Origin of the sequence: Methylobacterium sp. J-078 (assembly GCF_022829285.1) — a bacterium.
Classification (GTDB): domain Bacteria; phylum Pseudomonadota; class Alphaproteobacteria; order Rhizobiales; family Beijerinckiaceae; genus Methylobacterium.
In genome coordinates this window covers 197,521-223,929 of sequence record NZ_JAKSYI010000069.1, presented here as the reverse complement: position 1 = coordinate 223,929, position 26,409 = coordinate 197,521, and the positions used below count along the sequence as shown (strand labels likewise).

General features: G+C 70.0%; 31 protein-coding genes and 1 pseudogene. 9 read left to right on the top strand and 23 right to left on the bottom strand.

Features of this window, described 5'->3' with window-relative positions:
• Window positions 1-23 precede the first annotated feature (23 nt).
• The 8 genes from MKK58_RS11895 to MKK58_RS11860 all read left to right on the top strand — a co-directional run bounded on the left by MKK58_RS11895 (window position 24) and on the right by MKK58_RS11860 (window position 11,557).
• The gene (locus tag MKK58_RS11895; RefSeq protein WP_313899282.1) at window positions 24-647 is read left to right on the top strand and encodes a chemotaxis protein CheW; all 624 of its coding nucleotides are present in this window, start codon (window positions 24-26) and stop codon (window positions 645-647) included.
• Between the two features lie 11 nt (window positions 648-658).
• Window positions 659-2,107, top strand: coding sequence for a CheR family methyltransferase (locus tag MKK58_RS11890; RefSeq protein ID WP_243912248.1), 1,449 nt, complete (start codon window positions 659-661; stop codon window positions 2,105-2,107).
• A complete protein-coding gene (locus MKK58_RS11885; protein WP_243912247.1) occupies window positions 2,104-2,661 on the top strand; it encodes a chemotaxis protein CheW in 558 nt (185 codons plus the stop codon). Before MKK58_RS11890 ends, MKK58_RS11885 begins: the two co-directional genes overlap by 4 nt.
• 187 nt (window positions 2,662-2,848) lie before the next feature.
• Complete coding sequence (locus tag MKK58_RS11880; protein ID WP_243912246.1) at window positions 2,849-4,519, top strand: methyl-accepting chemotaxis protein; 1,671 nt, start codon at window positions 2,849-2,851, stop codon at window positions 4,517-4,519.
• Between the two features lie 21 nt (window positions 4,520-4,540).
• Window positions 4,541-6,901, top strand: a complete 2,361-nt coding sequence (locus MKK58_RS11875) for a response regulator (RefSeq protein ID WP_243912245.1) — start codon at window positions 4,541-4,543, stop codon at window positions 6,899-6,901.
• A gap of 44 nt (window positions 6,902-6,945) precedes the next feature.
• Window positions 6,946-7,989 carry a chemotaxis-specific protein-glutamate methyltransferase CheB gene (gene cheB, locus MKK58_RS11870; protein ID WP_243912307.1) on the top strand — a complete coding sequence of 348 codons (1,044 nt, stop codon included), beginning with the start codon at window positions 6,946-6,948 and terminating at the stop codon, window positions 7,987-7,989.
• Entirely contained in the window at window positions 7,986-9,698 is a 1,713-nt protein-coding gene (locus tag MKK58_RS11865) for a response regulator (RefSeq protein ID WP_243912244.1), read from the top strand. The genes cheB and MKK58_RS11865 overlap by 4 nt, the downstream gene beginning before the upstream one ends.
• Before the next feature lie 2 nt (window positions 9,699-9,700).
• A complete protein-coding gene (locus tag MKK58_RS11860; RefSeq protein ID WP_243912243.1) occupies window positions 9,701-11,557 on the top strand; it encodes a response regulator in 1,857 nt (618 codons plus the stop codon).
• A gap of 185 nt (window positions 11,558-11,742) precedes the next feature.
• On the opposite strand, the gene rplQ is transcribed toward MKK58_RS11860, so the two are convergent.
• From rplQ to rplN, 17 genes are all read right to left on the bottom strand, one after another.
• Window positions 11,743-12,150 carry a 50S ribosomal protein L17 gene (gene rplQ / locus MKK58_RS11855; RefSeq protein ID WP_243912242.1) on the bottom strand — a complete coding sequence of 136 codons (408 nt, stop codon included), beginning with the start codon at window positions 12,148-12,150 and terminating at the stop codon, window positions 11,743-11,745.
• 188 nt (window positions 12,151-12,338) lie between these two features.
• Window positions 12,339-13,358 carry a DNA-directed RNA polymerase subunit alpha gene (locus MKK58_RS11850; RefSeq protein WP_243912241.1) on the bottom strand — a complete coding sequence of 340 codons (1,020 nt, stop codon included), beginning with the start codon at window positions 13,356-13,358 and terminating at the stop codon, window positions 12,339-12,341.
• A 93-nt stretch (window positions 13,359-13,451) separates the two neighbouring features.
• The gene (locus MKK58_RS11845; protein ID WP_279578343.1) at window positions 13,452-14,258 is read right to left on the bottom strand and encodes an MBL fold metallo-hydrolase; all 807 of its coding nucleotides are present in this window, start codon (window positions 14,256-14,258) and stop codon (window positions 13,452-13,454) included.
• Between the two features lie 112 nt (window positions 14,259-14,370).
• Complete coding sequence (gene rpsK, locus MKK58_RS11840) at window positions 14,371-14,760, bottom strand: 30S ribosomal protein S11 (protein ID WP_055949325.1); 390 nt, start codon at window positions 14,758-14,760, stop codon at window positions 14,371-14,373.
• Between the two features lie 172 nt (window positions 14,761-14,932).
• Complete coding sequence (gene rpsM, locus MKK58_RS11835; protein WP_238280526.1) at window positions 14,933-15,301, bottom strand: 30S ribosomal protein S13; 369 nt, start codon at window positions 15,299-15,301, stop codon at window positions 14,933-14,935.
• Window positions 15,302-15,536: 235 nt separating this feature from the next.
• Complete coding sequence (locus MKK58_RS11830; RefSeq protein WP_243912239.1) at window positions 15,537-16,136, bottom strand: adenylate kinase; 600 nt, start codon at window positions 16,134-16,136, stop codon at window positions 15,537-15,539.
• Between the two features lie 115 nt (window positions 16,137-16,251).
• Window positions 16,252-17,589, bottom strand: a complete 1,338-nt coding sequence (secY, locus tag MKK58_RS11825; RefSeq protein ID WP_238280528.1) for a preprotein translocase subunit SecY — start codon at window positions 17,587-17,589, stop codon at window positions 16,252-16,254.
• Between the two features lie 144 nt (window positions 17,590-17,733).
• Window positions 17,734-18,237, bottom strand: a complete 504-nt coding sequence (rplO, locus tag MKK58_RS11820) for a 50S ribosomal protein L15 (protein ID WP_243912238.1) — start codon at window positions 18,235-18,237, stop codon at window positions 17,734-17,736.
• Window positions 18,238-18,248: 11 nt separating this feature from the next.
• A complete protein-coding gene (gene rpmD, locus MKK58_RS11815; protein WP_056469605.1) occupies window positions 18,249-18,440 on the bottom strand; it encodes a 50S ribosomal protein L30 in 192 nt (63 codons plus the stop codon).
• A gap of 12 nt (window positions 18,441-18,452) precedes the next feature.
• Complete coding sequence (rpsE, locus tag MKK58_RS11810; protein WP_238280529.1) at window positions 18,453-19,040, bottom strand: 30S ribosomal protein S5; 588 nt, start codon at window positions 19,038-19,040, stop codon at window positions 18,453-18,455.
• Window positions 19,041-19,133: 93 nt separating this feature from the next.
• On the bottom strand, window positions 19,134-19,496 hold the full coding sequence (gene rplR / locus MKK58_RS11805) for a 50S ribosomal protein L18 (protein WP_056171336.1): 363 nt from the start codon (window positions 19,494-19,496) through the stop codon (window positions 19,134-19,136).
• Between the two features lie 12 nt (window positions 19,497-19,508).
• A complete protein-coding gene (gene rplF / locus MKK58_RS11800; protein ID WP_243912237.1) occupies window positions 19,509-20,042 on the bottom strand; it encodes a 50S ribosomal protein L6 in 534 nt (177 codons plus the stop codon).
• A gap of 24 nt (window positions 20,043-20,066) precedes the next feature.
• Entirely contained in the window at window positions 20,067-20,462 is a 396-nt protein-coding gene (gene rpsH / locus MKK58_RS11795; RefSeq protein ID WP_055881679.1) for a 30S ribosomal protein S8, read from the bottom strand.
• 12 nt (window positions 20,463-20,474) lie between these two features.
• Window positions 20,475-20,780 carry a 30S ribosomal protein S14 gene (rpsN, locus tag MKK58_RS11790; RefSeq protein ID WP_056183527.1) on the bottom strand — a complete coding sequence of 102 codons (306 nt, stop codon included), beginning with the start codon at window positions 20,778-20,780 and terminating at the stop codon, window positions 20,475-20,477.
• A 40-nt stretch (window positions 20,781-20,820) separates the two neighbouring features.
• Entirely contained in the window at window positions 20,821-21,387 is a 567-nt protein-coding gene (rplE, locus tag MKK58_RS11785) for a 50S ribosomal protein L5 (protein WP_238280531.1), read from the bottom strand.
• Complete coding sequence (gene rplX, locus MKK58_RS11780) at window positions 21,380-21,697, bottom strand: 50S ribosomal protein L24 (RefSeq protein WP_055949297.1); 318 nt, start codon at window positions 21,695-21,697, stop codon at window positions 21,380-21,382. Before rplX ends, rplE begins: the two co-directional genes overlap by 8 nt.
• Window positions 21,697-22,065, bottom strand: a complete 369-nt coding sequence (gene rplN / locus MKK58_RS11775) for a 50S ribosomal protein L14 (protein WP_055949294.1) — start codon at window positions 22,063-22,065, stop codon at window positions 21,697-21,699. The genes rplX and rplN overlap by 1 nt, the downstream gene beginning before the upstream one ends.
• A gap of 584 nt (window positions 22,066-22,649) precedes the next feature.
• On the opposite strand from rplN, the pseudogene MKK58_RS11770 reads away from it, so the two are divergent.
• A pseudogene (locus MKK58_RS11770) lies at window positions 22,650-23,966 on the top strand (RtcB family protein).
• Between the two features lie 60 nt (window positions 23,967-24,026).
• On the opposite strand, the gene rpsQ reads toward MKK58_RS11770, so the two are convergent.
• Genes rpsQ through rpsS form a run of 6 tightly spaced genes read right to left on the bottom strand, consistent with a single transcriptional unit; the run spans window position 24,027 to window position 26,407 of the window.
• Window positions 24,027-24,287, bottom strand: a complete 261-nt coding sequence (gene rpsQ, locus MKK58_RS11765) for a 30S ribosomal protein S17 (RefSeq protein WP_243912236.1) — start codon at window positions 24,285-24,287, stop codon at window positions 24,027-24,029.
• A 10-nt stretch (window positions 24,288-24,297) separates the two neighbouring features.
• Complete coding sequence (rpmC, locus tag MKK58_RS11760) at window positions 24,298-24,513, bottom strand: 50S ribosomal protein L29 (protein WP_018044221.1); 216 nt, start codon at window positions 24,511-24,513, stop codon at window positions 24,298-24,300.
• A 14-nt stretch (window positions 24,514-24,527) separates the two neighbouring features.
• Window positions 24,528-24,941: a 50S ribosomal protein L16 gene (gene rplP / locus MKK58_RS11755; RefSeq protein WP_056091591.1), complete on the bottom strand. Its 414-nt coding sequence runs from the start codon at window positions 24,939-24,941 to the stop codon at window positions 24,528-24,530.
• Between the two features lie 47 nt (window positions 24,942-24,988).
• Window positions 24,989-25,729 (bottom strand): 30S ribosomal protein S3, encoded by a 741-nt coding sequence (gene rpsC / locus MKK58_RS11750; RefSeq protein ID WP_056481096.1) that lies wholly within the window; start codon window positions 25,727-25,729, stop codon window positions 24,989-24,991.
• A 10-nt stretch (window positions 25,730-25,739) separates the two neighbouring features.
• On the bottom strand, window positions 25,740-26,126 hold the full coding sequence (gene rplV, locus MKK58_RS11745; protein ID WP_056183517.1) for a 50S ribosomal protein L22: 387 nt from the start codon (window positions 26,124-26,126) through the stop codon (window positions 25,740-25,742).
• 2 nt (window positions 26,127-26,128) lie between these two features.
• Entirely contained in the window at window positions 26,129-26,407 is a 279-nt protein-coding gene (rpsS, locus tag MKK58_RS11740; RefSeq protein WP_055949278.1) for a 30S ribosomal protein S19, read from the bottom strand.
• Window positions 26,408-26,409 lie beyond the last annotated feature (2 nt).

Sequence of the window (26,409 nt, the reverse complement as noted above, 5' to 3'; positions counted from 1 at the left end):
GGGTCGCGCGCCCGGATTCGGGTTTGCCTGCCCGCGCGCCGCCGTCCTATCTAGGTTCACGCCGGGGATGCCGGACGGGGATCGCGTTCCCGGCCTGCATCCCGCCAGCGCGATCCCGCCAGCGAGGACCCCCGGCCCTGTCCGAGACCGATGCCGTTCTTCCCCCCGAATCCTTCCTCCTCCTCGATGTGGCGGGGGTCGCCTGCGCCCTGGCGCGGGCCTCGGTGAGCGAGGTGCTGCCGCTGCCGGACCTGCACGCGCCGCCGGCTGGCGGCGGTCCCCTCGCGGGGTTCCTCAACCTCGGCGGCAGGCCGGTCCCGGTCCTCGACCTCGCCCGGCTCCTCGGCCTGCGCGCGGGCGCGCCGGAAGCCGACGGGCTCTACCGGCACATCCTGCTCGACGCGCCGGGCGACACCGGCTTCCTGGTCGACCGGGTCCAGGACCTCGTCACCGTCGCGGCCGCCGCGATCCGCCCGGTCCCGGCCGAGCGGACCCTGAACGGCTGCGTCGTCGCGGAGATCGCCCGCGGCGATGCCCTGGTCCATGTGCTGGGCTTGGGATCGCTCCTCTCGGCAGAGGAGCGGGACCGCCTCTCGGCGCTCTCCGACGCGGCGGCCCGCCGCCTCGCCGCCCTGCCCGCGGCCTGAGCGCGCCGCCGTTGAGCCGTCCGCCGCGTTCCGGACCGGAAGCCGATCCGGGTTTCGCGTCCCTCAAGGCGCGGATCATCGCCCGCACCGGCCACCATTACTATGCCGACAAGGACGACCTGCTGTTCGACCGGCTGCGCAAGCGCTTCCGGGCGCAGGGCCTCGCGGACGCCACCGCCTACGGGGCCCTCCTCGACGACCGCGCGGCGGGCGGGCCCGAATGGGCGGCCCTGGAGGCCGAAATCACCATCGGGGAGACGTTTTTCTTCCGCTACGCCGAGCAGTTCACGGCCCTGCGCGCCACGATCCTGCCCGCCCTGATCGCCGCGCGCGTGGCGGAGCGCAGCTTGCGGGTCTGGAGCGCGGGCTGCTCCACGGGGGCGGAGCCCTACTCCATCGCCATTCTGCTGCACGAGCTTCTCGGCCCGGCGCTTCCCGACTGGCGGGTCTCGATCCTCGGCACCGACATCAGCGTCACGGCGCTGGAGACCGCGCGGGCGGGGATCTACGGCCGCTGGGCCCTGCGCACCCTGCCGCCGGGCGAGCGCCTGCGCCATTTCGTGCCGGGCCCCCCGGTGGCGGGGGCGGGGCGCGACGGCACCTACGCCCTGCGGCCGGAATTCCGCCGGATGGTCCGGTTCGAGCGGCGCAACCTCGTGGACCTCCTCGACGGCCGGGGCACCCTGCCTCAGGCGGAATTCGACCTGATCCTGTGCCGCAACGTGCTCATCTACTTCGAGGCGGACGCGGTCCTCGGCATCGTGCGCGGGCTCGGCCGGCGCCTGCGCCCGGAGGGCTGGCTGCTCCTCGGTCACGCCGAGCCGAACCCGGCCATCGCCGCCCTGTTCGAGTCGGTCAACCTGCCCGGGACCGTCGCCTACCGGCCGCCGGGCGCGGTCGGGCCCGCACCGGCGCCGCCGGCCTGGAGCCCGGCCGTGCTCCCCGACCCCGCACCCATCCCTGTTCCCATTCCCATGCCGGCACCGGACGCGCGCGTGGCGCGGCCCGCCCCGCCGCCCGAGGACGTGGCCGAGGCAATGCCGGACCTCGCGCGCATCCGGGCCCTGGCGGATGCCGGCGAGACCGGCGCGGCCTGGCGGGCGCTGCGGATCGCGATCCGGGCCGCGCCCACCGACCCCGCCCTGCACTATTACGACGGCCTGCTGGCCCGCGCCCTCGGGCGGGATGCCGAGGCGGAGCGGGCCCTGCGCGGCGCCCTCTACCTCGACCGGGACTTCGTGATGGCCCATTACCAGCTCGGCCTGCTGATGCTCGGCCTCGGCCGCGCCGGGGAAGCGGACCGGGCGCTGGACAATGCGGTCCGTCTCGCCCAAGCCCTGGCCCCGGACGCGGTGGTGGCGGAGGGCGACGGGATCGCGCCGGGCGACCTCGCGCGAAGCGCCGTGCTGGCCCGAAGCGCCGCCCTGGCCCGCGCCGGCCTGACAGGAGATGTTCCGTGACCCAGACCCGTGCCGGCACCGGGCAGACCGTGCGGCTCGACGCCCTGCGGGCGGAGCGCGCGCGGGTGCTCGCCCGGCGCGGGCAGGCGCAGGCGGCGGTCGCGACCCGGTCCTACCTCGTCTGCGCCTGCGGGGCCGACCGCTTCGGCCTGCCGCTGGCCCAGGTGGCGCAGGTCCTGCCGGCCCGGCCCGTGACCGCCCTGCCCGGCGCACCGCCGGCGGTTCTCGGCCTCATCGCCCTGGGGGGACGCGTCGTCAGCCTCCTGGCCCTGGCGCCCGCCCTGGGGCGGGGGGTGGACCCGGCGAGGGAGGATGGGCAGGAGGCCGGGCACGTGGTGGTGGTGAGCGGAACCGCCATCCCGGTGGCCGTGGCTGTCGGCCGGGTCCTCGGCGTCGCCGAGATCCCCGAGGCGGCGATCGACACGGCCTATGCGGAGGCCGGTTTGAGCGCCGAGGCGGTTTCGGGCTATGCCCCGGCCGGCGCCGGGCCCGGCGCCGAATCCGCGTTCGTCATCATCGACCTGCCCCGCCTCGTACGGCGATACCATGCCTGACGCCGCCCCTCCGGCGGCGAGACCTGCCGACGCCGCCCCTATGGCGGCGAAACCTGCCGAAGCCGCCCCTATGGCGGCGAAACCTGCGATGAGGCCGCCCCTATGGCGGTGAAACCTGCCATGAGGCCGACTTGCGGGGCGATGCGCGCCGCGGGGTCCGGCCGGTTTGCGGAGCGTTGAGCCAGCTGTGTCGATCTCGATCGGAAAACGCATCCTCCTCGGCTTCGTGGCGATCACCCTCGTGGTGGTGGCGCTGGGCTTCTACGCCCTCGGGCAGATCGGCGTGGTGCGCGACACCACGGACGCCATCGTCAGCCGCGACCTCACCGTGGCGCGCCAGCTCGACGACCTCGCCAACAAGGCCCGCGACATGGGGCTCCAGCGGCGCAACGCGATCATCGCCCTGCTGGCCCGCGCCCGGGGCGGCCCCGAGCGCGACGACGCCTCCGGCGCCTGGCGCCGGACCGCCACCGAGGCCGACGCGATTCTGGCGGAGCTGATCCGGGCCAGCGACGGCTACCGCGCGCGCTCCGCATCCGAGGAGCGCAGCCAGACCTGGCGCAAGCTGAACGGCGTCGCGATCGAGGCCCTGGCCGAGTTCCGCGAGCTGCGCACCGCCAGCGAAGCCCAGTTCGCCGCCATCGCCGCCAAGGACATCGACGCCGTCGAGGCCCGCAACGACGCGCTCAACCGCAGCCAGGACATGTTCCTGGCCGACATCGAGCGCACGCGCAGCGCCCTCGACGAGGGGATCGCGGCGGGCCAGCGCAGCGTCGCCGACCTCTACGAGCGCAGCCGCCTCTCCATCCTGGGGACCCTGGCCGCCTGCGTCCTCCTCAGCATCCTCGTCACAATCCTGATCAGCCGGGCCGTGGTGCGGCCCCTCGAGGCGGTGATGGCCTTCGCCGAGCGCGTCGGCGAGGGCGACCTCTCGGGCACCCTCGACGCCCGGGGCAAGGACGAGATCGGCCGCCTCGGCCGCACCCTCAACCGGATGGTCGCGGGCCTCGCCGACCTCGCCCGCACCAACCGGGCGGCGACCGCCGATCTCAATGCGGCGGCGGCCGAGATCCGCGCCTCCGCCCAGGAGCAGGCGGCCAGCGTCGAGGAGCAGTTCGCTGCCGTGCAGGAGACGGCCGCCACCGTCGACGAGATCACCCATTCGGGCGCCCAGATCGGCAAGCGGGCCGGCGAGGTCATCGCCACGGCGCAATCCACTGCCCAGACCTCCCGCGCCGGCCTGCGTGCGGTGGCCGACACGGCCCGCGCCATGGACTCGATCCGCGAGCAGGCCGAGGCGGTGGCCGGCAACATCGTCGCCCTCTCTGAGAAGACCCAGGCGATCGGCGACATCATCACCACCGTCAACGACATCTCGGAGCGCACCCACCTCCTGGCGCTGAACGCCGCCATCGAGGCGGCGGCGGCCGGCGAGAGCGGACGCAGCTTCGCGGTGGTGGCCTCCGAGATGAAGCTGCTCGCCGACCAGGCCAAGGCCGCCACGGGCCAGGTGCGCACGATCCTGGGCGAGATCCAGCGGGGCATCAACACCTCGGTCATGCTCACCGAGGAGGCGGTCAAGCGCGCGGCCACCGGCAAGGCCCGCTCCGACACCACGCAGCGCACGATCGAGGAGATCACCGCCCGGGTCGAGGAGAGCGTGCAGACCTTCCAGCAGATCGTGGCCTCGACCAACCAGCAGCAGCTCGGCATCGAGCAGGTGATGGGTGCCCTCCAGAACATCCGGCAGGCGAGCCAGCAGACGGCGGCCGGCACCCGCGAGGTCGAGGCGGCCTCCGCCAACCTCACCGAGCTGGCCCAGGCCCTGATGACGCTGGCCGAGCGCTACCGGCACTGAGGCGGCAAGGACATCCGCCAAATGGACATCCGCCAGCTGCTCCTCGCGGCCTTCGAGGTCGAGCATCGCGAGCACATCGACGCGATCCGCGACGCCCTGGCCGGCGGTACGGCCGAATCCGGGCCGGACTGGAACGACGTCTTCCGGCGCGCCCACAGCCTGAAGGGCGCCTCGCGCGCCGTCGACCTGCCGGCGGTGGAGGCCGTGGCCCACCGCCTGGAGGCCTTGTTCGAGCGCGTGGCCGCTCAGGACGCGGGCCTGTCGCGGACCGACACGGCCGCCGTCCACCTCGCCCTCGACCGGATCGAGGCTTACGTCGCCGGGCTCACCGACGGGGCCGGGCCGGACATGCCGGGGGATGCGCTGGCGGCCCTGGACCGGACCCTCGACCCGGCCGCCGCGCCCGAGCCCCCCGCGGCCCCCACCCCTGCCCCGCCCGAACCGGTTCTCCCCGAGAAACCCTCGCTAGCCCGGCCCGTCCCGGTGGACCAACCCGCCGAAGCGCCGCAGGCCAGTGCCGCCCAAGCGCCGCAGGCCGGTGCTGTAGAAATACCCCAGGCCGGTCCCGCCGAGGGCCCGCAGGGGCTCCTGCGCGTGCCGGCGGAGGCGATCGAGGCCCTGACGCGCGCCACGCACGACCTCGCCAGCGCGCTCGGCGGCGAGACCCAGGTGGCGGAGGGCCTCGGCCGCCTCGCGCGCCGCGCGGCCGACCTCGCCCGCCTCGCAGAGGGCCTGCGGGGTGGCGCGGCCGCGCGCCGCCGGTCGGGTTCGGCCAAGGCATCGACGCCAGTATCGACGCCAGCATCGACCGAGCGGACGGAGACCCGGTCCGACGCGGAGTGGCGCAGCCTCGAGGCCGGCCTCCTCGCCCTGTCGCGGGACGCCGCCGAGGTGTCGCGGCTGCGCGGCGCCGTTGCCGCATCCGTAGAGGGCGCGATGGCGCGGGTCTCCGGGGAGGCCGAGCGCCTCGCCCTCGTGCCCGCCGAGACGGCCTTCGGCGGCTTCCCCCGGGCCCTGCGGGATCTGGCCCGCGAGGCCGGCCGCGAGATCGCCGTCACGGCGCGCGGCCTCGAACTGCCGGTCGACCGGGCCATGCTCCAGGTCCTGAAGGACCCGGTGCTGCACGCCCTGCGCAACGCCCTCAGCCACGGGGCCGACGCGCCCGAGGCGCGCCGGGACCAGGGCAAGCCGAGCGCGCTCGCCATCGGCCTCGACGTGAGCGTGCAGGGCGCGCGCCTTCTGATCCGGATCCACGACGACGGGCGCGGCCCGGACCTCGCCGCCATCGCCGAGACCGCCCGGCGCCGGGGCCTGCTCGCCCCCGGGGCCGAGCCGGAGCGCGAGGCGCTCCTCGCCCTGGTCTTCGAGCCCGGTTTCTCCACGGCCGCCGCCGTCGACACCCTGTCGGGCCGGGGCATGGGCCTCTCGGTGGTGGCCGATGCCGCCCGCCGCCTCGGCGGCAGCGTCCGGCTTGCGGCCCGCGCGCCCTTCGGCACCGAACTCGCCATGAGCCTGCCGCTCTCGGCGGCCCAAAGGGCGATGCTGCTGGTGGAGGCGGGCGGCGTCACCTACGCCCTGCCGAGCGCGGCCGCCGAGCGCCTTCTGAGCCTGTCCCCCGGCGACCTGACCCCGGCCATGGGCCGCCTCGTCACCCGGCTGAGGATCGAGGGGGCGGACGCGACCCTGCCGGTCCTCGACCTGCGCAGCCTGCTCGGCCTCGCCGGGGCAACCGAGCCGGAGTTGGGCGGCACGCGCCCCGCCATCCTGCTGCGGGGCGCCGGGCGCCGCTGCGTCCTGACGGTGGACGGGCTCTCGGACGTGCGCACCCTGCGGGTGCTGCCGGCCCCGCCCATCGGCGCCGATCCGCGCCTCGTCTCCGGAACCGTGATCCTGGCGGGGGACCGGCCGGCCTTGGTGCTCGATGCCGACGGCCTCGTGGCGCGGGCCGGGGAAACGGGGCGCGGTGCGGCGCCGGAACCCACAGGCCCGCGCGGAACGATCGCCCAGGCGCCACGTTCGACGATCCTCGTGGTCGACGATTCCATTACGACGCGGACGTTGGAGAAGGGCATCTTGGAAGCGGCCGGGTACCGCGTCGTCGTCTGCGTCGACGGCCAGGATGCGCTCGACCGCCTGCGGGCGGGTATCGAGCCCGTGGACCTCGTGGTCGCCGACGTGGAGATGCCGCGCCTCGACGGCTTCGGCCTGGTGAAGGCCCTGCGGGCCGACGAGGCCTTCGCCCGCCTGCCCATCATCCTGATGACCTCGCGGGGCGACGCCGAGGACGTGGCGCGCGGCCTCGAACTCGGGGCCGACGCCTACCTGACCAAGCAGACCTTCGACCAGCGCCAGCTCCTCGACACCATCAGGCAGTTGCTGTGACCGCACACGAGCAGGACAAGCCCGCGCCCGCGCGGGTCCGGGTGATGCTGGTCGAGGATTCCCTCGTGGTGCGCCAGCTCCTCATCCACATCGTCGGCCGCGATCCGCGCCTGGAGGTGGTGGCGGCGGTCGCCTCCGGCGAGGAGGCCCTGGCCACCATCGGCCAGACCCGGCCGGACGTCGTCTCCATGGACATCCGGCTCCCCGGCATCGACGGCCTGGAGACGACGCGGCGGATCATGGCCGAGCGGCCGACGCCGATCGTGGTCATCGCCGATTCGATCGAGGATTCCTCCCTGCGCATTTCGATGAACGCCCTGCGGGCCGGGGCGCTCTCGGTGGTCGAGAAGCCGGTGGCGACGACGCATGCGGGCTACGACGCGGTCGCCACCGAGATCTGCACGCAGCTGCGCATCATGGCGGCGGTGCCGGTCATCCGGCGCCGGCCGATCGGCTCGGAATGGGCCGGGCGGAGCGCCGCCCCGGCGCCGGTCGCGGCGGCCCTCCGGGTGCCTGAGGCCGCGAGCGTGCTCGCGCTCGCCGCCTCAACCGGCGGCCCCCCGGCGCTGGCCCGGGTCATCGGAGGCCTCCCGGCAAGCTATCCCCTGCCCGTCCTCGTGGTCCAGCACATGGGCGGCGCCTTCATGGAGGGCTTCGCTGCCTGGCTGAACGGCGTCGTCGGCCTCGCCGTGTCCGTCGCCCGTGACGGCGAGCGGGCCGAGGCCGGGCACGTCTACGTGGCGCCGGGTGACCGTCACCTCGAACTCGGCCCGGCCGGCCACCTGCGCATCACCGACGCCGCCCCGGTGGGCGGCCAGCGCCCGGCGGCCACCGCGCTGTTCCGCTCGGTGGCCCGGCACGCGGGTGGGCGCGGCGTCGGCGTCCTCCTGACCGGGATGGGGGAGGACGGCGCCACCGGCCTCCTCGACATGCGCCAGGCCGGCGCGCTGACCATCGCGGAGGACGAGAGCACGGCCGTGGTGTTCGGCATGCCGGCGGCCGCGATCCGCCTGTCGGCCGCCGGCACCGTGCTGCCCCTCGACCGGATCGCCGCCCACCTCGCGCGCCTCGCGGAGGGCGGCCCATGAGCGAGACCGCCGAGACCCTGCCCCGCCTGCTCCTGGTCGAGGATTCCGAGACCCAGGCCCTCGAACTGCGCCTCCTCCTCGAATCGAAGGGCTTTTCGGTGGAGCGCTGCGCGACCGCCGAGGCGGCGCTCGACCACCTCAACACCCGCCTGCCCGACCTCGTAGTGGCCGACCACCACCTGCCTGGCATGAACGGCGACGAGTTCGCCCGCCAGCTCCGTCTCTCCCTGCGCACCCGCGCCCTGCCCCTGCTCATGCTCACCGGCGCCCGCGACGGCGAGCGCCAGGGCCTGGAGAGCGGGGCCGACGCCTACGTGGCGAAATCCGCCGATCGCGACCTCCTCGTCCTGCGCATCCGCGCGCTCCTGCGGGAGCGCCGGGGCAGTGGCGACGGGCCCGGAAGCTCGGCCTTCCGGCGCGGGCGCGTCCTCGTGGTGGATGCCAGCGCCACCTACCGCACTTACCTCACCGGCCTCCTGGCGCATGAGGGCCACGAGGTCGCCACCGCCGAGGGCCACGACGCGGCGCTCGCCGCCCTCGACGCGGACGGGGCCGCCTTCGACTGCGTGACCATCGACCTCCTCGGCACCGGCTACGACGGCCTCGCCCTGTGCCGGGCCATCGACGCGCGCCGGGTCGCGGGCCTCGCCGGGCGGGAGGCGGGGGCGCCGACCTTCCAGGTGGTCGGCATCGCGGGGACGCAGCCGGCCAAGGACTTCCTGGTGGAGGCCTTCGCGGCCGGCGCCGACGACGTCGTCTCGAAATCCGACGGCGAGATCCTCGTCATGCGCGTGCGCAGCCTCGTGCGGCGTAAGCTCCTGGAGGAGGACGACCGCCGCATCGCCGGGGAGTTCGGCGACCGGGAGCGCGCCCTGGAGCGCGCCCGTGCCGAGGCGGAGGCGGCCGAGGCGCGCGCGGCTCTGGCCGGCGCCCTCGAACAGGCCAACGCCGATCTCGCCACCGCCAACCGCAAGCTCACCGACGCGCAGGCCAAGCTCGTCCAGGCGGCCAAGATGGCGTCCCTCGGCGAACTCGTGGCGGGCATCGCCCACGAGATCAACAATCCCCTGGCCTTCATCCTGGCGCATCAGGGCACGGTGGAGCGCATTCTCGGCGAGGTCGCCGCCGATCCCGCCTCGCCCGATAGCGCCCGCCGCCTGCAGAAGTGCGGCGACCGGGTCGGGGCGATGCGGATGGGCCTGACCCGCATCCAGGACCTCGTACTCAACCTGCGCAAGTTCTCCCGCCTCGACGAGGGGGAACGCACCCGCGTCCACGTGCCGGAGGCGATCGAGACCGTGCTGGCGCTGATCCAGCACAAGCTCGGTGACCGGATCGCCGTGGAGCGCGATCTCACCGGCCGGGCCGAGATCCACTGCACCCCCGCCCTGCTCAATCAGGTGGTGATGAACATCCTGGGCAACGCCGCCGACGCCATGCCGGAGGGCGGGACGATCCGGATCGAGACCCGCGCCGCGCCCGAGACCGACGTCATCCGCATCAGCGACACCGGGCCGGGCATCCCCGAGGCGCTGCGCGAGAAGATCTTCGAGCCCTTCTTCACGACGAAGCCCGTGGGGTCCGGAACCGGCCTCGGCCTCGCGATTGCCTACAGTGTGGTACAGGCGCATAGCGGCTCGCTCAGCGTCGAGGCTGCGGCCGGGGGCGGAGCCTGTTTCGTGATCGGTATTCCACGGCAGACGGATTGAGCATGTCACAAGGCACGATCCTGGCCGTCGACGACGAGCCGGACATCCTGATCGCCCTCGAGGACCTGTTCGAGGACGAGTACCGCGTCCTCACCACGACGAAGCCCGCCGAGGCCCTGGCGATCCTGGCGGCCACGCCCGAGATCGCCGTCATCCTCTCCGACCAGCGCATGCCCGGGATGACCGGCGACGCCATGCTGGCCGAGGCCCGCAAGATCCACGACGCCCAGGCGATCCTGCTCACCGGCTACGCCGACATGAGCGCCGTGGTGGCGGCCCTCAATCAGGGCGGCATCACCGGCTACGCCACCAAGCCCTGGGACGCGGCCCTGCTGCGCAACACCGTGCGCCAGGCCTACGAGCGCCACGCGCTCGCCCGCGAACTGGCCACCGAGCGCGCCCTGCTGCGCGGCCTCCTCGACAATGCCGAGGACGCCATCTCCTTCAAGGACGCGGAGGGGCGCTTCGTGCGCCTCAACGCCCGCAAGGCGGACGCCCTCGGGCAGAGCGTTTCCGCCTGCCTCGGCCGGACGGAGGATTCCCTCGCCGGCGACGGCGCGGCCCTGTGGGCGGCGGACGCGGCCGTGATGGCGCGCGGCGAGCCGGCCGACACCCTGTTGGCCCAGGGCGCGATCGGCGCCGAGCGCTGGCGCCACGTCACCCGCGTTCCGATCCGCAACGGCGCGGGAGCGATCACCCACCTCGCCACGATCGAGCGGGACGTCACCGAGCAGAAGTCCCTCGAGGCGCGCCTGCGCCAGTCCGACAAGATGCAGGCCCTCGGGACCCTCGCGGGCGGCATCGCGCACGACTTCAACAATCTGCTGACGGCGATCCTCGGCAGCCTCGAACTCGTGGGCCCCAAAATCGCCGACCAGCCCCGCGTCCAGCGCCTCGTCACCAACGCCACGCAGGCGGCCCAGCGGGGCGCCACCCTGACCCGCCGCCTCCTCAGCTTCAGCCGCTCACGGGATCTGCGGCCCCGGGCGGTGGACGTGAACGGCCTGATCGTGGGTATGCACGATCTGCTGGGGGGAAGCCTCGGCGGCCTCGTCGCCGTGGAGACTCGCCTCGCCCCGGAGGCGCCGGCCGCCTGCGTCGACCCGGACCAGCTCGAACTCGCGATCCTCAACCTCTGCATCAACGCCCGCGATGCGATGCCGGAGGGCGGCACGATCCGCATCGCGACCCGCATCCTGCGGATCGACGACGACCCGGACCTGGTGCCGGGCGACTACATGGGCGTCGAGATCGCCGATTCGGGGAGTGGCATCGCCCCCGAGATCCTGGCCCGGGTCTGCGAGCCCTTCTTCACCACCAAGTCGGTGGGCCAGGGCACCGGGCTCGGCCTCGCCATGGTTTTCGGTCTCGCCCAGCAATCCGCCGGGCGCCTGCGCATCGCGAGCGCGCCCGGCGCCGGCACCCGCGTCGAGATCGTGCTGCCGCGGGCCGATGCCGCGAGCCCGGCCGAGGCCGCGCGTGCCCCGGCCGCCCGCCCCGCCACCCGCGCCGCCCGCATCCTCGTCGTCGACGACGACGCCGAGGTCCGGCACGTGACCGCCTCGTTCCTGTCGAGCTTCGGCTATACCGAGAGCGAGGCCGCCGACGGCGCCTCCGCCCTGTTGCTCTTGGAGCGCGAGGGCTTCGACCTCATGGTGGCCGACCTTGCCATGCCGGGCATGACCGGGGTGGAACTCGCCGAGATCGCGCGCGCGCGCTGGGCCACGATGCCGGTCCTCATCGTCACCGGACATGCCGAGGCGATCCCGATCCCGGCCGACTTGCCCGTCCTGCGCAAGCCCTTCGAATCCGTTGATCTCGCGGCGGAGGTCTCGCGCCTCCTCGACCGGGCGGCCTGAAGCCCTCTCCGGTCGATCCATCAGGCTTCGTGCAGGCGCGCGGGCCCCCTCTCGCACCCGGGAGGGGGAGCCTTTTCAGACCGTGCCGACCGAAGCGATCGACGGTATGACCGGCCATCCGGTCCAGACATAAAAAAAGGCGGCCCGGAGGCCGCCTGTCTCAACTCCTTTGCCGGGCGAACCGCTCAGGCGGCCTCGTCCACGATCTGACCGGAATCCTTGCCGCGGGCATCAACGTCGCGATCGACGAACTCGATCACGGCGAGGGGAGCGTTGTCGCCGTAGCGGAAGCCCGCCTTCATGATGCGGCAGTAGCCGCCCGGACGGGTGTTGTAGCGCGGGCCGATCACGGCGAAGAGCTTGCGGACCATGTCCGCGTCGCGGATCTGCGACATGGCGAGGCGGCGGGCGTGCAGGGTGTCGGTCTTGCCCAGCGTGATCAGCTTCTCGATGACCGGGCGCAGATCCTTGGCCTTCGGCAGGGTCGTGACGATCTGCTCGTGCTTGATCAGCGCGGCCGACATGTTGGCGAACATCGCCTTGCGGTGCTCGGTGGTGCGGTTGAAGCGACGACCGCGAAATCCATGACGCATGATGGCTGGTCCTTATCTGATGGCCGCCGTGCCACGGTACGGCCAAGCGCCCCGGATCGGGGCTGTTCATTCCGCATGACCCCGCGGCGGGATTCTTTTGGGAGTCCGCGCTCCGCGAACTCCCGATGGATCGGCCAAACAAACGGCGCCGAGACGCGCCGAAAAGTTCAGCCCAAGCCGGCTTCGGCTTAGTAGTGCTCTTCGAAGCGCTTGGCGAGGTCTTCGATGTTCTCCGGCGGCCAGCCGGGGATGTCCATGCCGAGGTGCAGGCCCATGGCGGCGAGCACTTCCTTGATCTCGTTGAGCGACTTGCGACCGAAGTTCGGGGTGCGCAGCATCTCGCCCTCCGACTTCTGGATGAGGTCGCCGATGTAGACGATGTTGTCGTTCTTCAGGCAGTTCGCCGAACGCACCGAGAGCTCGAGCTCGTCGACCTTCTTGAGCAGGGCCGGGTTGAAGGGGAGCTGCGGCGCGAGCGGCTGCGCCTCCTCCTTGCGGGGCTCCTCGAAGTTCACGAACACCTGGAGCTGGTCCTGGATGATGCGCGCGGCGTAGGCGAGCGCGTCCTCCGGCGTGACCGCGCCGTTGGTCTCGATGGTCATCGTCAGCTTGTCCTTGTCGAGATCCTGGCCCTCGCGGGTGGTCTCGATGCGGTAGCTGACCTTGGTGACGGGCGAGAACAGGGCGTCCACCGGGATCAGGCCGATGGGGGCGTCCTCGGGGCGGTTGCGCTCGGCCGGGACGTAGCCCTTGCCGGTGGCGACGGTGAATTCCATCCGGATCTCGGCACCGTCGTCGAGGGTGCAGATGACGAGGTCGGGGTTGAGGATCTGGACGTCGCCCACGGTGCCGATGTCACCGGCGGTGACGGTGCCCGGGCCGGTCTTGCGCAGGGTGAGGCGCTTCGGTGCCTCGGTCTGCGAGCGGATGGCGATGGTCTTGATGTTGAGGACGATGTCGGTGACGTCCTCGCGCACGCCCGGGATCGACGAGAATTCGTGCAGCACGCCGTCGATCTGCACCGAGGTCACGGCCGCGCCCTGGAGCGAGGAGAGCAGCACCCGGCGCAGGGAGTTGCCGAGGGTGGTGCCGAAGCCGCGCTCCAGGGGCTCGGCGACGACGGTGGCGACCCGCTTGGGGTCGTGTCCGGTCGAGACCTGAAGCTTGTTCGGCTTGATGAGCTCTTGCCAGTTCTTCTGAATGACCACGATGCTACCTCTCGCAAGATCGGCGCGGGCCACGAGGGCGGCCCACGCAATTGCCCGTCGACACCGCGCCTCCGGCGCCGGTCGGGCTCAGGGTTACTGTGCCGCGACCCAGAGTTCCGGAACGAAACTGTAGGCGGCACCGTCCCGGGCGACGTAGCCCAGGGCGGGGAATTCGAGATGCGCGCCCGCCACGAAGGTGCGGTCGCTGGCCACTACGTCGAGCATGCGCCGACGCACGGCCCGTGCCTGGTCGCCGTCGGTGTCGAACACCATACCGGCTTCCGGCTGCTTGAACTGGATCGCCGGCAGGTGAACGATGTCCGCCCACATCAAAAGCGACGCGTCGCCCGAGGTGATCCGGTAGCCGGTATGCCCCGGCGTATGCCCGGGCAGCGGCACGGCCTCGATACCCGGCGCCACGGTGCCGCCGGTCATCGTCCGCAGGCGCCCGGCATAGGGAGCGGTCGCCTTGCGGGCCATGTCGAAATAGGGCTTGGCCCCGTCCGGCGCCCGCGCGAGGGCACCGTCGTCGAGCCAGTGCGCCGCCTCGTCGGCATGCACCACGAGTTCGGCGTTCGGGTAGGCCGCGATCCCGTCGCCGGCGAGCAGGCCGCCGGCATGGTCGGGGTGCAGGTGCGTCAGCAGGACGGTCTCGATGGATTCGGGCGCGACGCCCGCCGCCTGGAGGGCGGCCGGGACGCGGCCGAGGGTGGGGCCGCCGAAGCTGCCCATCCCCGAATCGATCAGCAGCGGCTTGCGCCCCGGACCGGTGATCAGAAACGCGTTCAGCGTGATCCGGGGATCCTGCGCGCGAAAGCCGGCGGCCTGGAGGGCGCCGGCCTCGTCGCGGGGAATCCCGGTGACGAGGTCGAGCGACCCTTGCAGGTAGCCGTCGTTCATCACCGTGATCGTCAGATCACCCAAGCTCCACCGCAGCACACCGGCGAGCGGATTCCGAGCATTCGACACACGTGTCTCCGTGACTGATCCAGGGAATCGCGACGGCGTCCGATCAGACGCGGCGGCGCTTGCGCGGACGGCAGCCGTTGTGCGGGATCGAGGTCACGTCGCGGATCGACGTCACGGTGAAACCGGCAGCCTGAAGGGCGCGCAGCGCCGATTCACGGCCGGAGCCGGGACCGGAGACCTCGACCTCGAGGGTGCGCATGCCATGCTCGGCGGCCTTGCGGGCGGCGTCCTCGGCAGCGACCTGAGCAGCGTAGGGCGTCGACTTGCGCGAACCCTTGAAGCCCATGGCGCCGGCGGACGACCAGGAGATCGTGTTGCCCTGGGCGTCCGTGATGGTGACCATCGTGTTGTTGAACGAGGCGTTCACGTGCGCCACGCCCGAGACGATGTTCTTGCGTTCGCGGCGACGAACGCGGGTGGTTTCCTTGGCCATCTGTACCTTCTCGTCCTTCAAGCGCGCCCGTCATTCCAGGCGCTCGGGATTCTTTTGCGATGTTGGCGGCGCGGTTTCGGACCACCGTGCCGCCACGCGGGACCCCCGATGCGGGGCACACAGCGCGACGGGAAGGAGGCCGAGCGAAGCACGGCCTCCCAATCTCAAAACGTTACTTCTTCTTGCCGGCGATCGGCTTGGACTTGCCCTTGCGGGTGCGCGCGTTGGTGTGCGTGCGCTGGCCGCGGACCGGCAGGTTGCGGCGGTGGCGCAGGCCACGGTAGCAGCCCAGATCCATCAGGCGCTTGATGTTCATCGAGACTTCGCGGCGCAGATCGCCCTCGACGAGGTAATCCCGGTCGATGGTCTCACGGATCGACAGCACTTCGGCGTCGGTGAGCTGGTTCACGCGGCGCTCGGCCGGAATGCCGACCTTGCCGGTGATCTCTTCGGCCTTCTTGGGGCCGATGCCGTGAATGTACTGCAGCGCGATGACGACGCGCTTGTTGGTCGGGATGTTAACGCCAGCGATACGAGCCAAGGTGTCTCTCCATGGGGCGCCGAAATCCATCGGTGCCGGGGTGTGACGCGCGTCCGGTGGAGACCGGCCCCTGCACGCCGTGCAAAACGACAAATCGGCCCGCATCGACCTCCTGAGAGGCGACCCGGACCCATTTCCTCTGAACGAAGACCGGCCCACTAGCGCGGACCGGTCCCTGTGTCAATGCCAGGTGTCGAGACTGCGGAGCGTCGCAGCGGTGCGAACGCGCCTCATCTCAGGAGGCAGCGGCCGTGTTCCGGTCGAGAAGGGCGACGAGATCCTGCGACACGGCATCCACGGGTTTCATGCCGTCGATGGTCTGCAGGAGGCCGGTTCCGGCGTAGTAGTCGGACAGCGGCGCGGTCTGGCGGCGATAGGCGTCCAGGCGCGTCTTGAAGACGTCCGGCGTGTCGTCCTTGCGCACGGGCTGGCCCCGGGCCGCCGTCTCCTCGGCCCGCTTGGCGATGCGCCCGACGAGGGCGTTCTCGTCGACCACGAACTCCACGACCGTGTCGAGGGCGATGCCCTTCTCGGACAGCATGGCGTCGAGGGCCTTGGCCTGCTCCACGGTACGAGGGAAGCCGTCGAGGATGAAGCCGTTCTTGGCGTCGGCCTCCTCGATGCGGTCGGCGACGATGCCCACCACGATGGCGTCCGAGACGAGGCCACCGGATTCCATCACGGCCTTGGCCTGGAGACCGACCGGCGTGCCGGCCGCCACCGCGGCCCGGAGCATGTCGCCGGTGGAGAGCTGCGGGATGCCATAGCGCGCCACGATCCGCTCGGACTGCGTCCCCTTCCCCGCGCCGGGCGGCCCAAGCAGGATGATGCGCATGGTGTCGTTTCCTCAGGTCCGATTTTGTCGAAGGCCGGCGCCCCCTTGCGACGACGGCACGCGAGACGGTCTAGGCGATGCCCACGGCCTGCGAAAGCGGCCGCGGGGGCAGCGATCAGCGCCGGCGGGTAGCCCCGCGCAGCTTGGCCTTCTTCACGAGGCCCTCGTACTGGTGCGCCATCAGGTGCCCGTGGATCTGCGCCACCGTGTCCATCGTCACCGAGACGACGATGAGGAGCGAGGTGCCGCCGAACCCGATGCTGGCCGAGGAATACGACGCCAGGATCTCGGGCACCAGGCAGACGAAAGTCAGGTAGAGGGCGCCGATCAGGGTGATGCGGGTCAGCACCTTGTCGATGAAGGCAGCGGTGCGCTCGCCCGGGCGGATGCCGGGGATGAAGCCACCATGCTTCTTCAGGTTGTCCGCCGTCTCCTGCGGGTTGAACACCACGGCGGTGTAGAAGAACGCGAAGAAGATGATCAGGGCGGCGTAGAGCACCATGTAGAGCGGGCGCCCGTGGCCGATATAGGTGGTGATCGTCGCGAGAATCCCGGTGCCGCCGTTATTGGCCGAGAAGCTCGCCACGGTGGCGGGCAGGAGCAGCAGCGACGAGGCGAAGATCGGCGGGATCACGCCGGCCGTGTTGAGCTTGAGCGGCAGGAACGAGGTCTGGCCCTCGTACATGCGGTTGCCAACCTGGCGCTTGGGGTAGTTGATGAGGAGCCGGCGCTGGGCGCGCTCCATGAACACGATGAAGTAGACGAGCGCGATCGCCGCGACACCCATGCCCAGGATGACGGCCGAGGAGAGTGCGCCGGTGCGGCTCAGCTCCAGGGCGCCCACGATGGCCACGGGCAAGTGGGCGACGATGCCGGCGAAGATGATCAGCGACGAGCCGTTGCCGATGCCGCGCGAGGTGATCTGCTCGCCGATCCACATCAGGAACAGGGTGCCGCCGGTGAGCGTGATCACCGTGGAGAGGATGAAGAACGGGCCGGGCTCGATCGCCGCGCTCGAACTCTGCAGGCCGAAGGCGATGCCCCAGGATTGGACCAGCGCCAGCACCACCGTGAGGTAGCGGGTGTACTGGTTGATGACCTTGCGGCCGGACTCGCCCTCCTTCTTCAGCGCCTCGAGGCTCGGGATCACCGAGGTGAGCAGCTGGATGATGATGGAGGCCGAGATGTACGGCATGATGTTCAGAGCGAAGATCGCCATGCGCTCGACGGCACCGCCGGAGAACATGTTGAACAACCCGAGGACGCCGCCCGCCTGCTGCTGGAAGTTTCGCGCGAACTGATCGGGGTCGATGCCCGGGATCGGGATGTAGGTCCCCAGCCGGAACACGATGAGCGCGCCCAGCGTGAACCAGATGCGCTTCTTGAGCTCGTCGGCCTTGGCGATAGCCCCGAAATTGAGGTTCGCGGCAAGCTGCTCGGCGGCTGAGGCCATGACACCGGTTCCTGGAGAGGGGTCATACGGGGCATCGTCGTCTCGGGCGAGAAGAGGATGGTCCCTGATAAAACGGGAACGGCGGCCACGCGCGAGGTCGCACGGGCCGCCGCTCAGAGCTTCGACTTAAAGTCTGACGGTGGGCTACGCAACCACGCGGGCGGGCTTGCCCCGGGTGGAGACGCCGTCGCCGTAGGTCACGGTCACCGTACCGCCGGCCTTCTCGACACCCTCGATCGCCGACTTCGACGCGCGGGTGACCTCGAAGGTCAACTTGGTGGTGAGCTCGCCGACGCCGAGGAGCTTCACGCCGTCACGGGCGCGGGCGCAGATGCCGGCGGCGATCAGGGTCTCGACGGTGACGGTGGCGCCCGCCTCGATGCGACCGGCGTCGACAGCCTGCTGGACGCGGCCGAGGTTCACCTCGTTCAGGTCCGTGGAGTACAGGTTGTTGAAGCCGCGCTTCGGAAGGCGACGATGCAGCGGCATCTGACCGCCCTCGAAGCCCTTGATGGAGACGCCGGTGCGGGCCTTCTGACCCTTCACGCCGCGTCCCGCGGTCTTGCCCTTGCCGGAGCCGATGCCCCGACCGACGCGCATCCGGTTCTTGGTGGCGCCGTCGTTATCGCGGAGTTCGTTGAGTTTCATGATGCCCTCCCTCAGGCCGCGTCGCTGAGAACGCGCACGAGGTGCTGCACCTTGCGGATCATGCCGCGCACGGAGGGGGTATCCTCCAGCTCGGAAACCCGGTGCAGCTTGTTGAGCTTCAGGCCGATCAGCGTCGCGCGCTGGTCGCCTTCGCGGCGGATGGGCGAGCCGATCTGCTCGACCCGGAGAGTCTTCTGTGCCATCGGACCCTCCCCTTACGCGACTGCGGCTTCGGACATGTCGGACGGATCGGCGTCACGGCGACGGGCCTGGAGGGCCGACACCTTGAGACCGCGACGGGCCGCGACGGCGCGCGGGCTGTCTTCGTTCTTGAGCGCCTCGAAGGTGGCGCGCACGAGGTTGTAGGGGTTCGAGGAGCCGAGGCTCTTGGCCACCACGTCCTGCATGCCCAGCGTCTCGAAGACGGCGCGCATCGGGCCGCCCGCGATGATGCCGGTGCCCTGGGGAGCGGCGCGCAGGATGACCTTGCCGGCGCCGTGACGCCCGTAGACGTCGTGGTGCAGGGTGCGGCCCTCGCGGAGCGCAACGCGGACGAGACCGCGCTTGGCCGCTTCCGTCGCCTTGCGGATTGCCTCAGGCACTTCGCGTGCCTTGCCGTGGCCGAAGCCGACGCGGCCCTTCTGGTCGCCGACGACGACGAGCGCGGCGAAGCCGAAGCGACGGCCGCCCTTCACCACCTTGGCGACGCGGTTGATGTGGACGAGCTTGTCCACGAACTCGCTGTCGCGCTCCTCGCGGTCTTCGCGGCGGCCGCGGCCCCCGCCTTCACGTTCACGTGCCATACTGACTATCCATCTCACTGGCGCGGGTGGCGGACCCGCTCGCTTGAATCGTGTGGAACGGCGGGCGCCCGAAGTCGCCCGCCTCCGCCAAACTTAGAACTCGAGGCCACCCTCGCGGGCGGCATCGGCGAGCGCCTTGACGCGCCCGTGATAGAGGTAGCCCGAGCGATCGAAGATCACCTGGGTGACGCCGGCGGCCTTGGCGCGCTCGGCGACGAGCTTGCCCACCGCCTGAGCAGCCGAGACGTCGGCACCGGTCTTCAGACCCGTGCGCAGGTCCTTGTCGAGGCTCGAGGCCGCAGCGAGGGTCTTGCCCGCAGCGTCGTCGATGACCTGGACGTAGATCTGCTTGGACGAACGGAACACCGAGAGCCGGGGCCGTCCGTTGGCCGCCGCCCGCAGCGCGCGGCGCACACGCGCCTTGCGGCGGTCGAGTGCATCGATTTTGCGTGACATGTTCGGCGGCCCTTACTTCTTCTTGCCTTCCTTGCGGAAGATGAACTCGCCCGCGTACTTCACGCCCTTGCCCTTATAGGGCTCCGGGCCGCGATAGTCGCGGATCTCGGCGGCCACCTGGCCGACCACCTGCCGGTCGATGCCGGAGATGACGATCTCGGTGGGCTTCGGCACCGCGATCGAGATACCCGCGGGGATCTCGTACTCGATGTCGTGGCTGTAGCCGAGCGAGAGCTTCAGAGCCTTGCCGGCCATCGCGGCGCGGTAACCCACGCCGGTGATCTCGAGCTTCTTCTCGAAGCCCTTGGAGACGCCCTCGACGAGGTTCGCCACCTGAGCGCGGGAGGTGCCCCAGAGCGAGCGGGCCTCCTTGGTCTGGTTCCGGGGCTGCACCGAGACGGCGCCGTCCTCGAACTTCACGTCGACCACGTTGGGAACGACGTACTGGAGCTCGCCCTTGGAGCCCTTCATCTTCACCGTTTGACCGGTCACCGTGGCCGTCACGCCGGACGGGACGGGAACGGGCTTCTTGCCTACGCGAGACATCGCCTTATTCCTCCAAGTCCGAGATCAGAACACCTTGCAGAGCACTTCGCCGCCGACGTTGCGCTCGCGCGCCTCGTGGTCGGCCATGACGCCCTGCGGGGTGGACACGATGGTGACGCCGAGACCGTCGGCGACGCGCGGCAGCTCGCCCACCGACGAGTAGACGCGGCGGCCGGGCTTCGACACGCGCTGGATCGAGCGGATGACGGGCTGGCCGTCGTAGTACTTCAGCTCGATCGCGAACTCGGTGCGGCCGTTGCCGTAATCCGTGGTCGCGTAGTCGCGGATGTAGCCCTCGGACTTGAGGACGTCGAGCACGCTGGCGCGCAGGCGGGAACCGGGCGTCTGGACGACGTTGCGGCGGCGCTGCTGACCGTTGCGGATGCGGGTGAGCATATCACCCACGGGATCGTTGACCATGGTGGTTGCTCCTTACCAGCTCGACTTGACGAGACCGGGGATCAGACCCTGGTTGCCGAGTTCGCGCAGCGCGATGCGCGAGATGCCCATCTTGCGATAGAAGGCGCGCGGACGGCCGGTCATGCCGCAGCGGTTGCGGATGCGGGTGGGGGACGAGTTGCGGGGCAGTTCCGCGAGCTTGAGGCGCGCCTCGAAGCGCTCCTCCATCTCGAGGGACTCGTCGTTCGCTGTAGCAAGCAGCGCCTTGCGCTTGGGAGCATAGAGCTTCACCAGCGCTTCGCGATGCTTGTTCTTCTCAATCGAGCTTTTCTTTGCCATTTCTCTCTCCGGTGTCCGCGTCTGAGACCCTAAGCGGGGCTCACTGCCGGAACGGGAATCGGAACTGCGTGAGGAGCGCGCGCGCCTCAGCATCGGTGCGGGCCGTCGTCTGGATGACGATGTCCATGCCCCAGGTAGCCTCGGCCTTGTCGTAGGAGATCTCCGGGAACACGAGGTGCTCCTTGAGGCCCAGGGCGTAGTTGCCGTTGCCGTCGAACGAACGCGGGTTCAGGCCACGGAAATCGCGGACGCGCGGGAGCGCGATCGTGATGAGGCGGTCCATGAACTCGTACATGCGCTGCTTGCGCAGGGTCACCTTGCAGCCGATCGGCATGCCCTCGCGCACCTTGAAGGTCGCGATGGCCTTGCGGGCCTTGGTGATGACCGGCTTCTGGCCGGCGATGAGGGCCAGATCGCCGGCGGCGACGGAGGCCTTCTTCGAATCGGCGGTGGACTCGCCGACACCCATGTTGATCACGATCTTCTCGATGACCGGAACCTGCATGGGGTTCTTATAGCCGAACTCTTCGATCAGCTTCTGGCGCACCACTTCGTCGTAGTGCTTGCGCAGGCGCGGGACGTACCCGTCGTTGTTCTTCTCAGCCATCGATCAGATCCCCCGAGCGTTTGGCGAACCGGACTTTGCGGCCGTCGTCGAGAATGCGGAAACCAACGCGCGTGGGCTGACCATCCTTAGGGTCGGCGACGGCGATGTTGGACAGGTGAATCGCAGCTTCCTTGGAGACGATGCCGCCTTCCTGGTTCTGCGTCTGCTTCTGGTGCTTCTTTACTAGGTTGATGCCGCGCACGAAGGCCCGGTCTTCCTTGGGGAGCACCTGGATGACCTCACCCGAGCGACCCTTGTCGCGACCGGTGAGGACGACGACCTTGTCGCCTTTCTTGACCTTGGCGGCCATTACAGCACCTCCGGCGCGAGCGAGATGATCTTCATGTGGTTGCGGGCGCGCAGCTCGCGCGGAACCGGTCCGAAGATGCGGGTGCCGATCGGCTCCTTCTGATTGTTGATCAGAACGGCGGCGTTCTTGTCGAAGCGGATCACCGAACCATCGGGACGCTTCACTTCCTTCGCCGTGCGAACGACGACCGCCTTCATGACGTCGCCCTTCTTCACGCGGCCCCGGGGAATCGCTTCCTTGACGGAGACCACGATGATGTCGCCGACACCGGCGTACTTACGCTTCGACCCGCCCAGAACCTTGATGCACATCACGCGGCGCGCACCAGAGTTGTCGGCGACGTCCAGATTCGTCTGCATCTGGATCACGGGCAGTGACCTTTCCATTGTTTCAGGCGGGTTTCCGCACGCGGACGGTATTGTCCGGCGGACGACGCCTGATGGGGATCTGATGTCCCCGGCTCATATGACGAACCGCGCAAACGGTGCTCTCACACCGGCGCGGTCACCGCGTTCGAAGGATGCGAGCACCCTTCTCAACTGTCGCGAAGGCATGCCCATTACATCACGGGGCTTGCCGGTGCAAGGCCCGTTGCGGGAACGGTCGGAGAAACCTCGCCGGCTGCGGATCCCGCGTTCGCGACCGTCATTGATATCGCAAGAAATCCGGTGCAACCGATCCGATCCGGAGCTACCATCGGTTGAGGCCGGGGCGGCAGTTCGTCCGCATCCTCGGAGACATCCCGTCCCGCCGCAGCGCATGGCCTAGGCGGTTCGGGGCTGCGCTGGTGCCGTGGGCGGAGACGGGGAACAGCACTGTGACGATCGGTGGGGCGGCGTTGATTGGTTGGGGCTTCACGCCGGGGGATTACTTCCCGGACGCGATCCGTGAGGCCAACAGGCTGCGAAGCGCGGGTGCGACGGACCGGGAGATCATCGATGCCGTCGCCGAGATGGTGCCCGCCACGATTCCGATGCGCACGGTCCCCCTCCCCTATGGGATCTTCCTCGATGCGAACGACGCTGTCGAACGCGACAACGCCGCGAAGGTGTTCGCGCATATGGACGAACTGATGCGCGTCCCGACGATTCGCGCGGGCGTGATCATGCCAGATGCCTGCCCGTCCGGTCGGGAGCCCGGTACGATCCCCGTGGGTGGGGCGGTGGCTTGCGAGGATGCGATCCATCCCGGCTTCCATTCGGCCGACATCTGCTGTTCCGTCGCCATCACGGTCCTCGCCGTCGAGCCGGACCCGCGCGCTGTGCTCGATGCCGTGCAGGCGGTCTGCCATTTCGGACCGGGCGGCCGCCCGGACCCCGTGGAGATGCCGGCGGAGATCGGCGCGCGCATCGACGCGAACCTGTTTCTCGCAAGTTTCGCCAGCCGGGCCGCAAGGGATTTCGCGACCCAAGGCGACGGCAACCATTTCGCCTATGTCGGCCGCCTGGCTTCGTCGGGCCAGACTGCTCTCGTCACCCACCACGGCTCGCGGGGCCTCGGAGCACAACTCTACACCAAAGGCATGGCGCTGGCGAAGCGCCACACGGCGAAGGTCGCACCCACGGTTCCGCCGCACAACGCCTGGATCAAGGCCGACAGTGAAAACGGACGCATCTACTGGGAGGCGCTCCAGATCGTGCGGCAATGGACACGGGCGAGCCACTACGCGATCCATGATCTCGCCTTGGGTCGCCTGGGGGCCTGCGTCGCCGATCGCTTCTGAAACGAGCACAACTTCGTCTTCCGGCGAGACGACGGGCTCTACTACCATGGCAAGGGTGCGACACCCTCGTGGTCGGGGTTCTCCCCGGACGATGACGGCCGGACTCTGATCCCCCTGAACATGGGCGCGCCGATCCTCATCGCCCGTCATCGCAATCGCACGGAAACCCTGGGGTTCGCCCCGCACGGCGCCGGTCGCAACATGAGCCGAACCGCCTACCTGCGCGGACACACACCTGAATGGCCGGAGGGAATCGACGCGCGGTTCTTCTGCGGTAAGCCGGACCTCTCTGAACTGCCAGGTGCCTACAAGGACGCGACGTCAGTTCGCGCGCAGATCACGAAGTACGATCTCGCTGACATCGTCGATTCGGTCGAGCCCTATGGCAGCATCATGGCCGGCGACTGGGCTGCGGAGGCGTCCTGGCGGAAGAAGGGGCGTCTGCCCGGATCCCAGTCGAGGCCCCCTGATCCTACCTGCCTCGCCTGCGCCCTCCACGCGATCGGATCGGGACCACGGGTCCGTCAAGCTCTGCGCAGCGCATGAGCGAATAAAAAAACGGGCGCAGAAACCTGCGCCCGTGTTTGCCGCGTCCCGTGTGTTGGCTCACGCCTCAGCGGCGGGAGCTTCCGACCCGGCGCCCGTCACGAGCTGCCAGGTCTTGGTCTTCGAGAACGGACGGCACTCCTCGATCGACACGGTCTGACCGACCTTGGCGACGTTGGACTCGTCGTGGGCGTGGTAGTTCTTCGAGCGACGGACGGTCTTCTTCATCACCGGGTGGGTGAAGCGACGCTCCACCTTGACGACGATGGTCTTCTCGCCCTTGTCGCTGACGACGACGCCCTGCAATACGCGCTTCGGCATGGTGTACTCCTCAGGCCTGCGCCGACTTCAGCGTCTTCTGACGCTGGAGCGTACGGACGCGGGCGATATCGCGGCGGACTTCGCGGACGCGCGCGACGTTCTCGAGCTGGCCGGTGGCGCCCTGGAAGCGCAGGTTGAACTGCTCCTTCTTCAGGTTCAACAGCTCATCGTTCAGCTGATCGGGCGACAGGGCGGCCAGATCCGACTGTCTCTGCGACGACTTCATGATCCCCTCCTCCCTTAGTCAGCGATGCGCTGAACGACGCGCGTGCGGATCGGGAGCTTCGCCGCGCCGAGGCGCAGGGCCTCCTTCGCAACGTCCTCGGCCACGCCGTCGACTTCGAACATGATACGTCCGGGATGCACGCGGGCAGCCCAGAACTCGGGTGCACCCTTACCGGAGCCCATGCGGACTTCGGTGGGCTTGGCGGTGACCGGAACGTCCGGGAAGATCCGGATCCAGACGCGGCCCTGGCGCTTCATCTCGCGGGTGATCGCGCGGCGGGCCGCCTCGATCTGCCGCGCGGTGATGCGCTCAGGCTCGATGGCCTTCAGGCCGAACGTCCCGAAGTTGAGGTCGAAGCCGCCCTTGGCCGCACCGTGGATGCGGCCCTTGAACTGCTTACGGAACCTGGTCTTCTTGGGTTGCAACATGGCAGCCTCTCAACACCTTTCTGGGTGACGGGGTCACGAGCGCGCCGTCAGGCGTGCTCGCGCCGGCCGCGCTCGCGGCCACCCTCACCATCGCGCTCGCGACGGCCGCCCGAACGGCCACCCTCTTCCTGCGCCTTCTTGTCCTGTGCCATCGGGTCGTGCTCGAGGATCTCGCCCTTGAACACCCACACCTTGATGCCGCACGTCCCGTAGGTCGTGAAGGCGGTGGCGACGCCGTAATCGACGTCGGCGCGGAGGGTATGCAGGGGAACGCGGCCCTCGCGGTACCATTCCTGGCGGGCGATCTCGGCGCCGCCGAGGCGGCCCGAGCAGTTGATGCGGATGCCCTCGGCACCGAGACGCATGGCCGACTGCACGGCGCGCTTCATGGCGCGACGGAAGGCGACGCGGCGCTCGAGCTGCTGGGCGATCGAGTCGGCCACCAAGGTGGCGTCGATCTCGGGCTTGCGCACCTCGACGATGTTGATCGTCACTTCGGCCTTGGTCAGCGTGCCGACCAGCTTGCGAAGCTTCTCGATGTCCGCGCCCTTCTTGCCGATCACCACGCCCGGACGACCCGAGTGGATGGTGACGCGGCACTTCCGGTGCGGACGCTCGATGACGATCTTCGAGACGGCAGCCTGCTTGAGCTGCTTCATGAGGGCGGCGCGGATCGCGACGTCCTCGTGCATGAGCTTGGCGTATTCACCCTTCTGGGCGAACCAGCGGGAGTCCCAGGTCCGGTTGATACCGAGCCGCAGACCGATCGGATTGACTTTCTGGCCCATCAGGTCCTCCTCACGCCGCTTCGGCGGTCGGGACTTCGCGCACCACGATGGTGAGGTTCGCGAAGGGCTTCAGGATACGGGCGCCGCGGCCACGCGCACGGGCGTGGAACCGCTTCAGCACGAGCGCCTTGCCGACGAACGCCTGGGTGACGACGAGGTCGTCGACATCCAGGTTGTGGTTGTTCTCGGCGTTGGCGATCGCGCTCTCGAGGCACTTCTTGACCTCGCGGGCGATCCGCTTGCGGGAGAATTCGAGATCGGCGAGCGCCGAGTCGACCTTCTTGCCGCGAATGAGCTGCGCGACGAGATTGAGCTTCTGGGGGCTGACGCGCAGCATGCGCGCGACGGCCTGAGCCTCGTTCTCGGGGAGCGCGCGGGGAGTGGCGGGCTTGCCCATGATCAGCGCCTCTTCGACTTCTTGTCGGCTGCGTGACCGTGGAAGGTGCGGGTCGGCGAGAACTCGCCGAACTTGTGGCCGACCATTTCCTCGGAGACGTAGACCGGGATGTGCTTCTGTCCGTTGTGCACACCGAAGGTGAGCCCGACGAACTGCGGCAGGATCGTGGAGCGGCGGCTCCAGATCTTGATGACTTCGTTACGGCTGGAACCGCGAGCGGCTTCGGCCTTCTTGAGGAGGTAGCCGTCGATGAACGGCCCCTTCCAGAGCGAGCGTGCCATGG

Coding starts and splice junctions, on each gene's coding strand:
- MKK58_RS11875 (WP_243912245.1), top strand. CDS start 4,541: ATGGACATCCGCCAGCTGCTCCTCGCGGCCTTCGAGGTCGAGCATCGC.
- cheB (WP_243912307.1), top strand. CDS start 6,946: ATGCTGGTCGAGGATTCCCTCGTGGTGCGCCAGCTCCTCATCCACATC.
- MKK58_RS11865 (WP_243912244.1), top strand. CDS start 7,986: ATGAGCGAGACCGCCGAGACCCTGCCCCGCCTGCTCCTGGTCGAGGAT.
- MKK58_RS11860 (WP_243912243.1), top strand. CDS start 9,701: ATGTCACAAGGCACGATCCTGGCCGTCGACGACGAGCCGGACATCCTG.
- rplQ (WP_243912242.1), bottom strand. CDS start 12,150: ATGCGTCATGGATTTCGCGGTCGTCGCTTCAACCGCACCACCGAGCAC.
- MKK58_RS11845 (WP_279578343.1), bottom strand. CDS start 14,258: ATGAACGACGGCTACCTGCAAGGGTCGCTCGACCTCGTCACCGGGATT.
- rpsK (WP_055949325.1), bottom strand. CDS start 14,760: ATGGCCAAGGAAACCACCCGCGTTCGTCGCCGCGAACGCAAGAACATC.
- MKK58_RS11830 (WP_243912239.1), bottom strand. CDS start 16,136: ATGCGCATCATCCTGCTTGGGCCGCCCGGCGCGGGGAAGGGGACGCAG.
- secY (WP_238280528.1), bottom strand. CDS start 17,589: ATGGCCTCAGCCGCCGAGCAGCTTGCCGCGAACCTCAATTTCGGGGCT.
- rplO (WP_243912238.1), bottom strand. CDS start 18,237: ATGAAACTCAACGAACTCCGCGATAACGACGGCGCCACCAAGAACCGG.
- rpmD (WP_056469605.1), bottom strand. CDS start 18,440: ATGGCACAGAAGACTCTCCGGGTCGAGCAGATCGGCTCGCCCATCCGC.
- rpsE (WP_238280529.1), bottom strand. CDS start 19,040: ATGGCACGTGAACGTGAAGGCGGGGGCCGCGGCCGCCGCGAAGACCGC.
- rplR (WP_056171336.1), bottom strand. CDS start 19,496: ATGTCACGCAAAATCGATGCACTCGACCGCCGCAAGGCGCGTGTGCGC.
- rplF (WP_243912237.1), bottom strand. CDS start 20,042: ATGTCTCGCGTAGGCAAGAAGCCCGTTCCCGTCCCGTCCGGCGTGACG.
- rpsH (WP_055881679.1), bottom strand. CDS start 20,462: ATGGTCAACGATCCCGTGGGTGATATGCTCACCCGCATCCGCAACGGT.
- rpsN (WP_056183527.1), bottom strand. CDS start 20,780: ATGGCAAAGAAAAGCTCGATTGAGAAGAACAAGCATCGCGAAGCGCTG.
- rplE (WP_238280531.1), bottom strand. CDS start 21,387: ATGGCTGAGAAGAACAACGACGGGTACGTCCCGCGCCTGCGCAAGCAC.
- rplX (WP_055949297.1), bottom strand. CDS start 21,697: ATGGCCGCCAAGGTCAAGAAAGGCGACAAGGTCGTCGTCCTCACCGGT.
- rpsQ (WP_243912236.1), bottom strand. CDS start 24,287: ATGCCGAAGCGCGTATTGCAGGGCGTCGTCGTCAGCGACAAGGGCGAG.
- rpmC (WP_018044221.1), bottom strand. CDS start 24,513: ATGAAGTCGTCGCAGAGACAGTCGGATCTGGCCGCCCTGTCGCCCGAT.
- rplP (WP_056091591.1), bottom strand. CDS start 24,941: ATGTTGCAACCCAAGAAGACCAGGTTCCGTAAGCAGTTCAAGGGCCGC.
- rpsC (WP_056481096.1), bottom strand. CDS start 25,729: ATGGGCCAGAAAGTCAATCCGATCGGTCTGCGGCTCGGTATCAACCGG.
- rplV (WP_056183517.1), bottom strand. CDS start 26,126: ATGGGCAAGCCCGCCACTCCCCGCGCGCTCCCCGAGAACGAGGCTCAG.
- rpsS (WP_055949278.1), bottom strand. CDS start 26,407: ATGGCACGCTCGCTCTGGAAGGGGCCGTTCATCGACGGCTACCTCCTC.